This is a genomic window from Microcystis sp. M079S1, assembly GCF_020246425.1.
Lineage (GTDB): Bacteria > Cyanobacteriota > Cyanobacteriia > Cyanobacteriales > Microcystaceae > Microcystis > Microcystis aeruginosa.
Genome location: NZ_JADBSZ010000324.1, coordinates 1 through 15,786, shown reverse-complemented (window position 1 = coordinate 15,786; position 15,786 = coordinate 1). Strand labels below are relative to the sequence as shown.

The 15,786-nt window shown below is 41.3% G+C and carries 9 protein-coding genes; 7 read left to right on the top strand and 2 right to left on the bottom strand.

Annotated features, from left to right (window positions below; genetic code table 11):
* Positions 1 to 296: 296 nt before the first annotated feature.
* The 6 genes from IM456_RS20920 to IM456_RS20895 all read left to right on the top strand — a co-directional run bounded on the left by IM456_RS20920 (position 297) and on the right by IM456_RS20895 (position 9,175).
* Positions 297 to 1,520 (top strand): NAD(P)/FAD-dependent oxidoreductase, encoded by a 1,224-nt coding sequence (locus IM456_RS20920; RefSeq protein ID WP_149987583.1) that lies wholly within the window; start codon positions 297 to 299, stop codon positions 1,518 to 1,520.
* A 30-nt stretch (positions 1,521 to 1,550) separates the two neighbouring features.
* A complete protein-coding gene (locus IM456_RS20915) occupies positions 1,551 to 2,753 on the top strand; it encodes an S-layer homology domain-containing protein (RefSeq protein ID WP_149987582.1) in 1,203 nt (400 codons plus the stop codon).
* 410 nt (positions 2,754 to 3,163) lie between these two features.
* Entirely contained in the window at positions 3,164 to 5,383 is a 2,220-nt protein-coding gene (locus tag IM456_RS20910; RefSeq protein WP_287694859.1) for a heavy metal translocating P-type ATPase, read from the top strand.
* A 90-nt stretch (positions 5,384 to 5,473) separates the two neighbouring features.
* Positions 5,474 to 6,538 carry a uroporphyrinogen decarboxylase gene (hemE, locus tag IM456_RS20905; RefSeq protein ID WP_287694857.1) on the top strand — a complete coding sequence of 355 codons (1,065 nt, stop codon included), beginning with the start codon at positions 5,474 to 5,476 and terminating at the stop codon, positions 6,536 to 6,538.
* A 418-nt stretch (positions 6,539 to 6,956) separates the two neighbouring features.
* A complete protein-coding gene (locus tag IM456_RS20900) occupies positions 6,957 to 7,904 on the top strand; it encodes an NAD-dependent epimerase/dehydratase family protein (RefSeq protein ID WP_149987579.1) in 948 nt (315 codons plus the stop codon).
* A gap of 446 nt (positions 7,905 to 8,350) precedes the next feature.
* Entirely contained in the window at positions 8,351 to 9,175 is an 825-nt protein-coding gene (locus tag IM456_RS20895; RefSeq protein WP_149987578.1) for a glycosyltransferase family 8 protein, read from the top strand.
* Positions 9,176 to 9,654: 479 nt separating this feature from the next.
* Here the strand turns inward: IM456_RS20895 and IM456_RS20890 are convergent, their stop codons facing one another.
* Both IM456_RS20890 and cysC read right to left on the bottom strand, forming a co-directional pair.
* On the bottom strand, positions 9,655 to 11,382 hold the full coding sequence (locus IM456_RS20890) for an ABC transporter ATP-binding protein (RefSeq protein ID WP_149987577.1): 1,728 nt from the start codon (positions 11,380 to 11,382) through the stop codon (positions 9,655 to 9,657).
* Positions 11,383 to 11,776: 394 nt separating this feature from the next.
* On the bottom strand, positions 11,777 to 12,322 hold the full coding sequence (gene cysC, locus IM456_RS20885; RefSeq protein ID WP_149987576.1) for an adenylyl-sulfate kinase: 546 nt from the start codon (positions 12,320 to 12,322) through the stop codon (positions 11,777 to 11,779).
* A gap of 279 nt (positions 12,323 to 12,601) precedes the next feature.
* On the opposite strand from cysC, the gene IM456_RS20880 reads away from it, so the two are divergent.
* On the top strand, positions 12,602 to 14,770 hold the full coding sequence (locus IM456_RS20880) for a lytic transglycosylase domain-containing protein (RefSeq protein ID WP_287694854.1): 2,169 nt from the start codon (positions 12,602 to 12,604) through the stop codon (positions 14,768 to 14,770).
* The last annotated feature ends 1,016 nt before the right edge of the window (positions 14,771 to 15,786 follow it).

The window sequence follows — 15,786 nt, the reverse complement described above, 5'->3', positions numbered from 1 at the left end:
GGCAGAGGATTAAAGATTAGTTATTGTGACTAACTCTTTTGGTTAGAACAAGATAAACTTGAGAATCTTCGGTCAAATTTATTGACTCAAAATCAGCTATACTTAATTTAAATGAAACAGCCCTACCCTTATCAAGGGGGGCGGGGGGGATCGAACCTAAAATCCATTTTTAATTTAATTATAACCAGCTACTTATCAAATTTAGATGCACAACAGCTTCATAAGTTTGGGGTTTAACAGAGGGCATTTAGGGTAAAATAAAAGCAAGTTAGCAAGATTAGGCGAGGGCGTAAATCATGGATTATGATGTCGTAATTATTGGGGGGGGACCGGCGGGAGGTCACTGTGGTAGATTATTAAGTGAAAAAGGTTATCGTGTTCTTTTGGTGGAACAACATTCTAGTTGGCAAGATAATAACTTTTCTAGTGCCGCTTCTCCCCTAGAAATTTTAGAACAATTCAATCTCCCCGAAACCGTAGTGGCTAGGTTTTGGAAAAATATCGAAATTATCTCCACTAGCATACATCGTTCTTGGTCATCACCGCAACCTTTAGGGGTAGTTTTTGATTTTGCCAAATTGCGAGAGTTTTTAGCCGCAGAAGTGCTGCGTTGGGGGGGAGAAGTTCGTTTAGGTTGTCGTTATCTGAAATATCAACAGATGGAGGATAAGCTAACTGTTTTCTTGAAATCAAAAGGCGAGGAAATCGAGACAGTTAATCCTCGTTTATTGGTTGATGCCACGGGATACGCTAGAGCAGTTATGTATAAACACAGACGAGAAAAACCTAATTTTTTAAAAGCAGTGGGCATTGAATATTTAATTGCTGTGCCAGAATTAGATTATCAAAAATATCAAGATAATTTAGTATTTTTTCTCGGTCATAAATGGAGTCCTAAAGGTTATGGCTGGATTTTTCCTATGGATAATCAGCAATTAAAAATAGGAGCGGCTTGGGTAGAGGGAGAACATCCTTATATTGATGAAGTTAAGCCTTTAAAAAGTTATATTACACAAATTATTCAAACCTACATGAATCTCTCTAAATATGATATAATCGACAGCCATGGCTCTATTTTAGAATATTCACTCAATCTGCAAGATATTTATTATCAAGAACCGAATATTATAGCGATTGGTGATGCGGTTTCTACGGTTAACTTTTTAGGAGGGGAAGGTATTCGCCATGCTATGAAAGGAGCCGAAATTGCTTGTCAATACATGGAAGAATATTTACAGGGAAAATCGAGTAGTTTTGCCCCTTATCAACAGAGGATGCAAGAATATTTTCAACCAAAATGGAATTTATCCGATCGCCTCAGTCGCAAAGTTTATTTAGAATATAGTGATGCGCGTATCGATCAAGGAGTATCCTATCTCAAGTATCTTGCCACACAGGATATAATCGACATTTTATTTTACTACAAATTTGAAAAATACACAAAAGGGTTAGGAGGATTTCTGCTGGGGAAATTACGTCAATGGTGGCGCAGAATTTTTCCTAGTCAAAACCCCGGATAAATAAGCTAGGATAAAGCTAAGGAAACAATATTGGTAAAGACCGTGAGTAAGTTTATTCGCTACAGTACAATGATCACCCTGCTGGGCATTTTAGCAGCCTGTAGTGGCAATCCTGTCCTAGAAAATCGTCTGGCTGCCGATCCTAATCTACAAACAACTCCAATACCGGAAAACTCTCCTAATAACAAGCAATTAGCCGCAAATTTTCCCGCAGAAATTCCTCGATATAGTCAATCAGAATTATTATCCGTGCAGACAAATCCTGATAATACCGGTGGACAAACCCGTTGGCAATCCAACGATCCCAGCAATGCGATCGAGGCTTTTTATCAACAGGAATTAGTTAATAATAATTGGGAAATTATCACTCCCTTTTCTGGAGAAGGAGTCAATAGTACCTTGACAGCCCGTCGAGATAATTTAGAATTAACTATCACCATAACTGCCACTTCTCCCAATACCGAATATAGCCTCGATTATCGTCCAACGGGAACCCCGATTGCTTCCCCTAGTCCCTCCCCTATTTCTTCCCCCTTACCCAATCTTAATCCCACCAGTTTTAACGATCTCGAATCCTTACCTAATACCTTAAAAAGCCACATTCAAGACTTAGCTAGATTGGGAGTATTAACAGGTAATAACAATCAGTTTAACCCTAATGATACAATAACGCGCCGAGAATTTGCGCGCTGGTTGTTACAGGCTAATAATGCCATTTATGCCAATGTAGCGGGTAAACAAATCCGTTTAGCTACTCCCAATAGTTCCCCAGCTTTTAGTGATGTTAAAAATAACGATACCGATTATATTTATATTCAAGGATTAGCGGAAGCGGGGTTAATTCCCTCTCCGTTAACGGGAGATAGTAGCGCCCTTTTATTCCGTCCCAATGCTCCTTTAACCCGGGAAGATTTAATCGCGTGGAAAGTGCCATTAGATATTAGAAAAGCTTTACCGAGCGCCAATCTTGATACGATTAAAAATACTTGGGGTTTTCAGGATACTAATAAAATTAACCCGCAGCTGGTGCGCGCTCTTTATGCCGATTTTCAAAATGCCGAACAAGCTAATATTCGGCGAGTTTTTGGTTTTACTACCCTATTTCAGCCAAAAAGACCGGTAACTCGCGCTGAAGCTGCCGCTGCTTTATGGTATTTTGGTTTTCAGGGTGATGGTGTTTCCGCTGCCGATGCTGTGCAAGGTCAAGATACGCAACAGAGTGGGGTTAATTAGGGTTTGCGGCAAAAAGTTTTTCCTGGGGGCAGGGTGTGGGGTGTGGGGTGTGGGGTGTGGGGTGTAGGGTTTTACCGATTTTGAGGGGGTCAATTACCTAATTTTCAGGGAAAAAGTCCAGGAATTTTCCCCCCGATCACTCGCATATCCGGTACTTTTTGATTGACAAAAAGTCTAAAAGTCTTACCCAACAAGGTTTTTAGATTTATTCAGCAAGCCCTAATTGAAATTTGTCCATAAAAATTAAGGGTGTGTTAGGAAAATACAAGCACTCTTTTTGACATTTCTTCATATCTATTCAGAAAAATTAACAGAGGATTCTTGACCCTGCAGCTAGGGGAATATTTTATGCTAAAGATAGAACTCTGCTGCAGGGGATTTTGTTGCTGACTTCCGCTGCTATTAAAATTATGACCCATCAAACTCTCAAACTCGCCGGGATGAGTTGCGCTGGTTGTGCTGATTCGATCGAACGGATAATTAAATCTATCCCCGGAGTGATTCGATGTCAAGTTAATTTTGGCATGGAACAGGTGGATGTGGACTATGATCCCAAGCGTACCGATCTTAACACTATTCAAGCAAAAGTTAGGGATGCCGGTTTCCAAGCTACACCGATAACGGAAATTAATCTCGAATCCAGGCCAGAAAAAGAACTTCTCACCAAACTATCGATCGCTATTGTTATTAGCATTATACTTTTTATCGGTTCTTTGCCGATGATGACGGGTTTATCTCTATCTTTTATTCCCCACTGGTTACACGCTCCCTTATTCCAATTAATTCTCGCTACTCCCGTCCAATTTTGGTGTGGTCAAAGTTTTTATAAAAATGCTTGGAAAGCCTTTAAAAATCGCACTGCCACCATGGACACTTTAGTAGTTTTGGGAACCAGTGCCGCCTATTTTTATTCCTTGTTTTCAACCTTCGGGAGCGATTTTATCGAAAAACAGGGGTTTGATTCCCATGTCTATTACGAAGCATCAGCTATCGTCATTACTCTGATTTTACTCGGTCGTTTCCTCGAAAAACGTGCCAGAAAAGAAACGGCCGCCGCTATTAAACAATTAATGAGATTACAGGCAAAAACTGCTAGGGTGATTAGGGAAGAACAGACGCTAGATCTACCGATCGAAGAGGTGAAAGTAGGAGATATAATTTTAGTGCGTCCGGGGGAAAAAATTCCCGTCGATGGCATAATTATCCAAGGCAGTTCTAGCATTGATGAATCGATGGTGACGGGGGAAAGTTTACCCGTGCGAAAAACCGTCAATCAACAGGTAATCGGGGCGACAATTAATCAAACTGGTAGCCTACAAATGCAAGCGTTACGGGTGGGAAAAGATACGGTTTTAGCTCAGATTGTCCGATTAGTGCAAACCGCGCAAGCATCAAAAGCCCCTATACAAAGATTAGTCGATCGAGTGACTGCTTATTTTGTGCCGGTGGTGATGATTATTGCCCTAATAACTTTCTTATTTTGGATTCTCCGCACGGGTAATCTCACCCTCGCTTTGATTACAATGGTGGAAGTCTTAATTATCGCTTGTCCCTGTGCGCTAGGATTAGCTACACCTACCTCGATTATGGTGGGAACAGGACAGGGAGCAAAACAGGGAATTTTAATTAAAAATGCCGAAAGTTTAGAATTAGCCCAGGGTATTACTACTATTGTTCTAGATAAAACGGGAACTCTCACCCAGGGTAAACCAACGGTGACGGACTTCTTGACTCGCGAGGGGGTGGGGGATGGACGGGAATTATCGCTGCTGCAGTTAGTCGTATCGGTGGAGAATCATTCTGAACACCCGCTAGGAGAAGCAATAGTTAGATATGGGCAGTTAAACCAGATTAAAACCCTAGAAGTAAGCGAATTTGACTCAATAACTGGGGCAGGATTGCAGGGAAAAGTCGGGTCAGATTTCGTGCAAATCGGTACACAACAATGGTTAGAAAGTCAAGGGATCGAAACAAAAGTTCTTAAAAAAGTCGCCCACGATTGGGAATGGCAGAAAAAAACCGTGGCTTGGATAGCGGTTAACGGTGGTTTAGAGGGGGTTATCGCCATTTCCGACGTTTTAAAACCTTTTTCTTCCTCAGTGGTCGCCAAGCTCAAAAAAATGGGCTTAGAGGTGATGATGATGACGGGGGACAACCTCGAAACCGCAGAGGCGATCGCCAGCGAGTTGGGTATCCGGCGCTTTTTTGCCGCACTCCGTCCCCAACAAAAAGCCGAAAAAATCGAATATTTGCAGAAAAAAGGGAAAATAGTCGCCATGGTTGGAGATGGCATCAATGATGCGATCGCATTGGCGCAAGCGGACTTAGGTATTGCCATTGGCACGGGGACCGATGTAGCGATCGCTGCAAGCGATATAACCTTAATTTCGGGAGATTTACAGGGAATTGTGACTGCTATTGAGTTAAGTCGGGCAACAATGCGAAATATCAAAGAAAATCTCTTTTTTGCTTTTATTTATAACCTGATTGCCATTCCCATCGCTGCCGGAGTCCTCTATCCTTTTCTGCTCAATCCGATTATTGCCGGTGCTGCCATGGCTTTAAGTTCCCTTTCCGTGGTGACGAATGCTTTACGATTGCGTCGAATTCATCCCAGGGTGGAGGGATAACTTTCGTTAACAATTCTTAAGGAAAAACTAGAAAAATTAGCTGTACGGGGGATGATACCGTAGAAAAGGCAATAGAATAATCATCCTGATATGACTGACTCCCCTGAAATACCTTATTTATTACGCGCTGCCAAAGGAGAAATCTTACCCCGTCCTCCCGTGTGGATGATGAGACAAGCAGGACGTTATATGCAGATTTATCGGGAATTGCGGGATAAATACCCCAGTTTTCGGGAAAGATCGGAAAATGCCGATTTAGCGATCGAAATCTCCCTGCAACCCTGGCGCGCTTTTCAACCAGATGGGGTGATCATGTTCTCCGATATCCTCACTCCCCTGGCGGGAATTGGTATTCCCTTTGATATTATCGAAAGTAAGGGGCCGATTATCGATTCTCCCATTCGTACTCAAGCGCAGGTGGACCAACTTAATCCCCTCGATCCCGATCAGTCTTTACCTTTTATCAAAACGATTTTAAAAACCCTGCGTCAAGAGGTGGGAAATAAATCCACTGTCCTCGGTTTTGTCGGAGCGCCTTGGACTTTAGCAGCATACGCAGTGGAAGGGAAAGGTTCTAAAAGTTATTCTGTGATTAAAGGTATGGCTTTTTCGGAACCCTCGGTACTGCACCAATTTTTAGATAAATTAGCGGATATGATTGCCACCTATGTCCGTTATCAAATCGATTGTGGGGCGCAAGTGGTACAAATGTTCGATTCTTGGGCGGGTCAATTAACTCCCCAAGATTACGATGTTTTTGCCTTACCCTATCAACAAAAAGTAGTTCGTTTGGTGAAAGAAACCCATCCCGATACACCCTTAATTCTCTACATTAGTGGCAGCGCCGGCGTTTTGGAAAGAATGGCTAAATCGGGGGTTGATATTATTAGCGTCGATTGGACTGTCGATATGGCGGAAGCGAGACAGCGTTTAGGTAAAGCGATGATGGTTCAAGGTAATATCGATCCGGGGGTTTTATTCGGTTCCCAGTCCTTTATTCGCGAGCGGATTATTGATACTATTCGTAAAGCAGGTAATCAAGGTCATATTCTTAATTTAGGTCATGGTGTTTTGGTGGGAACTCCTGAAGATAACGTGCGTTTCTTCTTTGAAACCGCTAAACAAGCGGATCAATTATTAGCAGTTCACGCCTAGGATGTCGTGATCAAGGTTTAGGGAATAGGGGTTAGGAGGTAAGGAAATCGTCTGTAACACCCAACACCTAAGAGTGCATCCCATAATTTAAAATCTACTAAGTTGGGATTCTCTGATAACTTCTGTTAAAAAACTGTGCTTTCTAGGTTGTTTGTTTCCAATCCAGACTCTTGGGGGGTTCTACCCCCCAAACCCCCCGTCGGGGGACGAAGCGCCTCCCCCGAACCCCCCGCGCATTAGTTTTTTTGTGGGATGCTTACACGCAGCTGCTGATATATTTGTAATAATTTAAGAGTCACTGACCATTACTCATTTTTGATATTTCTGCAAAGTTTAGATGCAGCTCTCCAAAATCCGAACCCGTGACTCACTTTTGACTTTCACACTGTCCCCTAAATTCTGCTGGATCAATTAAAAAATGAAAAAGATATTTCTAACGGGTGTGAGTGGCTGTATTGGGCATTATATCGCTGAGATTTTACTGGAAAATCCCGACTATGAATTATATTTTTTAGTTCGTAATCCAGAGAAGTTAAAATTTACTTATCAAGGGCGATCAAATGTTCATATACTTTTAGGCGATATGCAAAATATTGGGGTATATGCGGAGCTTTTAAAAACAATGAATATAGCGGTCTTAATCGCTACCAGTTGGGGAGGAGAGGAGGAAAGTTATCAGATTAATGTGGTAAAAACCCTAGAATTAATTAGTTATTTAGATGCTCAAATCTGCGAGAAAGTCCTCTACTTTTCTACTGCCAGCATTCTCAATCAAAATAATCAACCTTTACCGGAAGCTGGGGAGATAGGAACTAATTATATCCGCACTAAATATATTTGTTATAGTAAATTTACTGACCTAGAAATCGCCGATAAAATTATCACTTTATACCCCACTTTTGTCTTAGGTGGTGACGAAAATAAACCCTATTCTCATATCTATGGTGGTTTACCGGATGTGTTGAAATATATCGGTTTAGTGCGTTGGTTTCAAGCTGATGGCAGTTTTCATTTTATCCATGCCAAAGATATAGCTCAAGTGGTGAATTATTTAATCGAAAATCCCGCACCAGAAAGCAAAATTGTCCTAGGCAATCAACGCACAACAGCTAACCAAGCAGTGGAGGAAATCTGTACTTATTTAAACAAAAAAATCTACTTTCGCATTCCTTTATCTTTAACCATTGCTAACTTTTTTATCAAAGTTTTTAACTTGCAGATGGAAGCATGGGACCGTTTTGCCATGAATTATCGCCACTTCACCCACGTTAAAACCTATACTCCTGCCGATTTTGGTTTAAAAAACTATTGTTCCACCCTCGATGATGTTTTAACCTTGCGAGGAATTCCCCGAAAAAAACCCTAAGTAGTTGGACAAAATTAAATTTACAGTCTGGAAAGAGAGAACCCAGAACAGGGAACAGGGAATGCAAAAATATGTGTAATTGATTCTGTCCGGATACTGACAGCGTATCTATCTTTCAGTTCCTCTTAGGGTGAGAGCATCTCAAACGCTATTGACAATTGGCCAATTTTGTGATCCGCGTGGTCATTTCAAGTGATACCAGTCAATGAGAATAGTTACGAAATCGACCAAATGGGTCGATTTTTGCTTAACAATTGAGATGGCAAATTCTCCTCAAATATGCCTGAATCGTGGGTAAGTAACTCACATAAAGTTCATTTTGTCAAGGATTGTTAAGATGCGCTTACCCTGGGACTATTGACATCAGTGTTTTAATAAGATATAATCTGGGACAAAGTTCGTCTGCTGTCCTGCTGCCAAGTAAAAAAGTTGAAAGTTGTTTATTTATGAATATTGTATTCTGTTTTGATAAAAACTACGAGCAACACTTTGGTGTGGCCTTGACTTCAGTTATTTTAAGTAATATAAATTGCCATATCAATTTATATTTGATCACCGACGTAGTAGATGATGATTTAAAAGAAAAATTAATCAGATTAAGTAAAACTTATGATATATCATTCCAATACTATACTATTGACTCTCCAGAAAAGCTAGATAATTTAAAAGTCTCGGCACATATTTCCAAGGCCGCTTATTACAGATTGTTGATTCCCGATATTTTGCCTGTATCGATCGATAAGGTTTTGTATTTAGATTCTGATCTCGTGGTAAAGTCTTCCCTGGAAGAACTTTACAACCTAGAAATAGCGGATGAATACTTTCTTGCTGCTCATGGAAGCCGGAAGAAAAGATTTTTTAACAGTGGAGTAATGTTACTCAATCTGAAAAAGTGGCGAGAGGAAAATCTTTCAGAGAGAGTGATTGACTTTGCTCTGAACAATGAAAGTATACTCATTCACTGGGATCAAACTGCTCTCAATAACATTGTAGGAAGCGATTTTCTACCGATTGGTATACGATGGAATTTACAAGTAGATCTAGGGACAAAAAAACACGAAAGGCATGAAAGTTCTTTAAACTTCGATGATGCCAAAATTGTTCACTTTATTGGTTCTAGAAAACCCTGGTATTTTTGGAGTTTAGATAAACGTAAAAAAATTTACGATTACTACTTGAACCAATCATTATGGTCAATGACTAAATGGCGATCAATCTTGAAACAAATAGGCTATCTCCAAACTATGCTCGCAAAGATACTGAAAGCTTAAAATGAGGATTATGATAGGGAATGCGTCAGGGGATAAGCTGTTGACTATCTAAATTACTCTTTAAGACTGCAAGGGAGCGGGGAGCAGGGAGAGACAGTTTGAGTATTTGTACTAAAATTTTCAATACGCAGTTTAAATTCAGTACAGCTTACCAAAGATGAGGTAAAGTGATAACTTACAGCGTTTCCCTAAAGATGAAGTCTAACCTAATTCCGCAACTGACTTTCCAAAACGAAAACTTCCTACCTCACCATTAAGATAACTGCTATATCGGTGACTCTTAAATTAGTACAAATATATGAACAACTGCGTGTAAGCATCCCACCGAAAAACTAATGCGCTCCGGGGTTTGGGTAGGGTTGATTCATGAATCAACCCTACCTTGAATCAACCCTAGGGGTTTGGGGGGTTCTACCCCCCAAAAACTTGGCTTGAGTGATAAAATCAGAAATAATGCCCAACTCTTAACGCCAAATAGACTAATCTTGAAATTGTCTAGCATGAAATTGAGCGTAACGACCATTAAGATTTAATAACTCCTCGTGATTACCCACCTCGATAATTTCACCCTTTTCTAAAACTAAAATACGGTTAGCTTTTCTGACAGTTGCTAATCGGTGAGCAATAACAAATACCGTGCGCTCCGTCATAATTCTTTCTAAAGCTTCCTGCACTAAAGCTTCCGATTCCGAATCGAGCGCGGAAGTCGCTTCATCTAAGATTAAAATTCTCGGATTAGATAAAACCGCTCGCGCGATGGCGATTCTTTGTCTTTGTCCACCCGATAAATTAACACCCCTTTCTCCCACATAGGTATAGTAACCCTGGGAAAGTTCACCGATAAATTGATGAGCATTAGCAATTTTTGCCGCTTTTTCCACCTCTTGCAGATTAAAATCTCCCTGGCCAAAAGCGATATTTTGGGCTATAGTGCCAGAAAAGAGAATATTTTCCTGCAAAACTACGCCAATTTGTCGCCGGAGACTTTTTAAAGTCACATCACGAATATCCACCCCATCGATTAAAATCTTGCCAGAAGTGGGGTCATAAAAACGCAATAAAAGATTAACTAAAGTGGTTTTTCCCGCTCCCGATGCTCCCACTAAAGCAATCATTTCGCCAGCGTGTGCAGTAAAATTAATATTTTTTAAAACCTGTCTGTCCTCATTGTAAGAAAAATTTACTTGACAATATTCAACTTCTTTGCTATGGGGTGGCAGATTGATCGCATTCGGTTTTTCGGTAATTGTTGGCAAAATAGCTAACAATTCAAAAATCCGATCCATGGAGGCTTGCCCCTGTTTAAATTGATTATAATTACTGGTAATATGGGCGATGGGATCGATTAACATTGCCACCGCTGCCACATAACTAACAAAGTCAATTCCAGTTAAATTCTTTTGGGAAATTTGCCAACCAGCGAGAAAGAATAAAAAGATGACACCGAGAGCTTGTAAGAATCCCACCACGACGTATTGTAAAGCTTTGGTGGATTCTGATAGGTATTGAGCGCGGCGATTTTCCTCCGCTTCTTGGGCAAAAAGCTCGGTTTGATAATCTTCAGCAGCGAAAGCTTGCACCACACGAATACCGCCAAAAACTTCGGTTAATAACGAAGAAAGATTAGATATTTTCGCTTGGGCGCGACGAGCATATTGTAATAATTTTTCACCAAAAAATCCCACCAAAACTCCCAACAAAGGAGCGATAATAATGACAGCGATCGTCAATTGCCAGTTAACAATAAACATATAGGCAAAGACGACAATTAACTGTAAGGCTGAGGGGATAAAATCATGGAAAAATTTGTTAATTACTTCCCCAATGCGATCGATATCTTCCGTTAAACGATAGGATAAATCACCGGTTTTTGCCGTTTCAAAGTAATTTAAGCCGAGGGTTTGCAGGTGAGCATAAACTTTTTTTCTTAATTCTAGGGCAATTTTTAAAGAAGCTTTTGCCATCAGGGAATCTTGCCCATACTGAGACATTCCCCGCAGTAAAAAAACCACTGCCCCCACCCCCGAAAGTGTCGCCAATGCTTGCACATTTCCCTCGCCGATATATCTGGCCATTTGTCCAGCTAACCAAGCTAAAATCGGCCAAAATACCGTAAATCCGATCGTACAGATGAACGCCAAAATAATTGTTTGGGTTTGGGGACGGAGATAGGGAATTAGGTTCCAATAACTAGAGCGAGATTTCAAAATAATTTAGTGCCTTTAAATATAAGTATTCGTGCAAAATTAATTTGCTAGTCGAGACAGTTATCAGTTATCAGTTATCAGTGGGTAAGTTATCAGTTATCAGAACGTAGGTTGGGTTGAAGCATGAAACCCAACACACCCATGGATTACGCTACCGCTAACCCATCCTACAAATAATTGTGCCTCCCTACTTACTGTTTACTGTTCACTGATTACTGTTTAGACACCCTTGCACTTTGACCAGAGGTTTACTAAGAGGTATAATTAACTTTGCTTAGGTACTGAAGAAAAGGAGATTAACTAACAAATTTGCTTAAGGGGTTAATCAGGATGTAGAGACGTTTGTAGTCCACGTCCCTACGATATTTTCCAATAATACAAAGTTATGCTGCGATCAAACCGCCACAGCTTGATGAATGTAGCCTAATTCCGTCAATTTGTTCCAGACTTTGGCGACACTTTCCTCTAAAGTCTCTAAATCGGTGCGGCATTCCACTTCTGGGTTAAAAGGTGGTTCATAGGGATCATCAATTCCCGTAAAAGACTTGATTTCGCCAGCACGCGCTCTTTTATATAATCCTTTCACATCGCGATCCTCACAGACGCTTAAGGGAGCATTCACGAAAACTTCGACAAAATTGCCGATTTTTCCCCTTACTTCCTCGCGAATCTCACGATAGGGAGAAATAGCTGAAACTAGGACAATCACACCGTGACGGGTGAGCAAATTAGACACAAAACCAATGCGACGGATATTTTCATCGCGATCCTCTTTACTAAATCCTAAACCTTTGGTGAGGTTCGTCCGTACTATATCGCCATCGAGAACTTCAATTGAATAACCTTCAGCGATTAATTTTGCCTGTAATGCCTCGGTAATCGTACTTTTCCCCGCACCGCTCAATCCCGTTAACCAAACCGTCACGCCGCCTTGTTTCATAGCAATCATTAATAATACTTAAATCCTGTTTAGCGTACCATATCTCAGTGATCAGTGATCAGTGATCAGGAGTCAGGAGATAGGAGTCAGGAGTCAGGAGATAGGAGTCAGGAGATAGGAGATTATTTTATTTATTCTCCCCCCGCAACGCGCACGAAGTGGTCTCCCCACACCCCACACCCCACACCCCACACCCCAGTTCCCCAACCTGATTGAAACAAACAACCTGTCACCACGATCATTGATAATGTATGTTGAGTTACTGTCTTGAATAAGGTAATGTTTAAGAAATTCCCCCCTCACACCCCGCTCATTCTTGGCTTAGGTTCTGGGGTTGCGCTTTTTACTCTCACCAGTCTCTTTCTCTTTCACCCGAAAATTCTCGCTTGGCTCGATCGCAATAGTGCTTCGCTTCCTAGCCAAGATCCTAACCAACCCTCTGCCGTGGTTGATAGCGCTTCTCTACCACAAACCGAGCGAGATGTCAAGTTAAAAGATGTTGCCGATGCCAACGCGCCCTCTTTAGATCGTAGTCGCGCCCGCTATCTCCTGGCCATGGATTTATTGAGAAAATATGAAGGGGGTCCGGCTTTAAAACAATTAGAAGGCTTAGAAAAACAATATCCTGTCCTCGCTCCCCAGATTCTCCTCAAACAGGGACGCGCCCACGAATTAAGCAACGATAGTGAAAAAGCGCGAGAAATTTGGCAAAAATTACTGGAAACCTATCCCCAATCGCCCGTAGTGGCAGAAGCTTACTACTCTTTGGGCAAATACGACCCCAGTTATCATGAGAAATTGCTCAAGGAATACCCCCGACACCCGCGTACTTTGGCTTTAATTCGCCAACGTCTTCAAGAAAATCCCGATCAATTTCCCTTATGGTTACAGTTAGCCAAGGCTAATCCTTTTGATCCTACCCTCAATCAGGCCCGCGATCGTTTGGTGAAAGACTACGCCGAGCAGTTAACTCCGGCGGATTGGGCAATGATTGGGGCAGGTTATTGGCAGTCGGGATTGTACGAAAAAGCCTATAAAGCCTACGCTCAAGCCACTCCTAGCCCCGAACAAGCCTATCGTTACGCCCGCGGGCTACAAATTGCCAAAAAACTGCCAGAAGCTCGCACCGCTTACCAAAAATTAATTAAAACCTATCCCCAGGCCCCAGAAACCGGTTTGGGATTACTGCGACTCGCCCAGATTTCTCCTAACCGCGATGCCTTAGCATATCTCGATCGCATTGTCAAGCAATTTCCCGATCGCGCTCCGGAAGCTTTGGAAGCGAAAGCCAAATTACTCAACTCAACTAATGCCCAGTCCGCTAGTCAAACATGGCAGACTTTATTAAATAAATACCCAAAATCCGACGAAGCCGCCGATTATCGCTGGTTAATGGCCCAAAGAGCCGCTAAATCCGGTGATTACGCCAAGGCGTGGCAGTGGGCGCAGCCAATTGCGGTTAATAATTCCGATAGTCAAATTGCCCCGAAAGCAGCCTTTTGGGTGGGAAAATGGGCGCAAAAACTCGGCAAAAACCAAGAAGCAAAACAAGCTTTTACCTACACTATTTCTCGTCATCCCCATTCCTATTATGCTTGGCGCTCGGCGGTTTTATTGGGTTGGGACGTGGGGGATTTTACCACTGTCCGCTCCTATAATCCTACCACCGTCAAACCCGCCACTCGTAACGATCCCCCCGCTGGTTCGGAAGCTTTCAAGGAATTATATCGAATTGGTGAAGATACGGACGCTTGGAATCTCTGGCAAGCAGAAATTGTCGATCCTTGGAATTTAACCGTTGACGAACAATTTAACCTCGGTGTCTATAAACTCTCTCGCAATCAAAATTTAGAAGGAATTAACCTGATTTGGCGCTTGCGAGAAAGAGATACCCCAGAGGAAAAGAAAGCCTGGAAACTCCTGCGAAAAAATGATAAATACTGGCACTCTTTATTCCCTTTCCCCTACTACGATACCATCCTGCAATGGTCAAAAGATAGACAATTAAATCCCCTGCTAGTGACGGCTTTAATCCGGCAAGAATCCCGCTTTGAAAAAGAAATTCGTTCTCCTGTGGGGGCAGTGGGATTAATGCAAATTATGCCCGATACCGGTAAATATATCGCGGGTAATACTGGCAATAAAAGTTATTCTTTAACTAATCCTGAAGATAACATTATGATGGGGACATGGTATCTCGATTATACCCATGGCAAATTTGCCGGAAATTCACTTTTTGCCGTGGCTAGTTATAACGCTGGACCTGGGGCAGTTTCCAAATGGAGACAGCGTTTCGATTTTAGCGATCCCGATGAATTTGTTGAGAATATTCCCTTTAGAGAAACTAAGGGTTATATAGAATCGGTGTTTGGTAATTATTGGAATTATCTCCAGATTTATAACCCCGAAATTCAAGAGCAAATGAGCAGAATTGCTAACCCTTCCTAGGGGATTGATGGGGATGGGTAATTAACTCATTCCCTTAAGTAAGTAGCTCTAATTAAATAGAAGATAGATTTTGCCTTAGATCCCCCCCTATCCATTAGTCATACTAAATCCGTTGAGTATAGGCTACTTATGGGGACAGACGAACGGCAAGAGGCAAAAGGGGGAATAAATAATCAGTATTTAATAGCCGGATTTAGTATTAGTAACCAATTGTTGATTTTTTACCGATTGAATTTCCAGCCAAATTGTCTTAAATTTAATAAGTACCTAAGCAAAATTAATTACACATTTCGATAAAGCTTTTGCCTTTTGCCTTTTGTCCCCTGCCTTCGTTAAAACCACTCACTTAATAGGATAGTTACACAACGTAAAAATTGGCTAATTCAGGAGTTATTATTATGCTAGACCAAATGATGAAGATGTTAGAAGGGCAACAAATAGGTCCCTATCGTCTTAATAAGTTTCTCGGTGCCGGGTGCCGCGGTCTACCACCTCTCTCAATATACAAGGTTGGGTTGAGGAACGAAACCCAACCCAATTATTTAAAAGTGTTGGGTTTCACTATCGTTCAGCCCAACCTACGATCTACTGCCTTGAAACACAATATTTAAGGCTCTGCCTTAAAACAATATTCAGGTAGAACCTGAAGGGAGCATTCCCAGCTTTAGCCGTAGAAACCCAACCCAATTATTTAAAAGTGTTGGGTTTCACTATCGTTCAACCCAACCTAGGTTCTACTTTTGTCAACTGCTGTTTTTTTATTGAGAGTTAGTTGCAAGTAAAATGACCGAAACCATTATCAATCGCTAATAGAACTCTTGCAAATTAATTATATGTTATAATGATGGGTTAACTAATTTTCCCCAAAAAATTATTTAATCAGTACATTTGTCCTGAATGAAAACTTGAAGTTTAACTTTTAACTCAAAACTCTTTAGAGCTGCTTTAATTTGGTTATCAAAACCTCTTTATTTAAGCGGCACAAACTATCTCAATTATAAAAATTGAGAATAAAT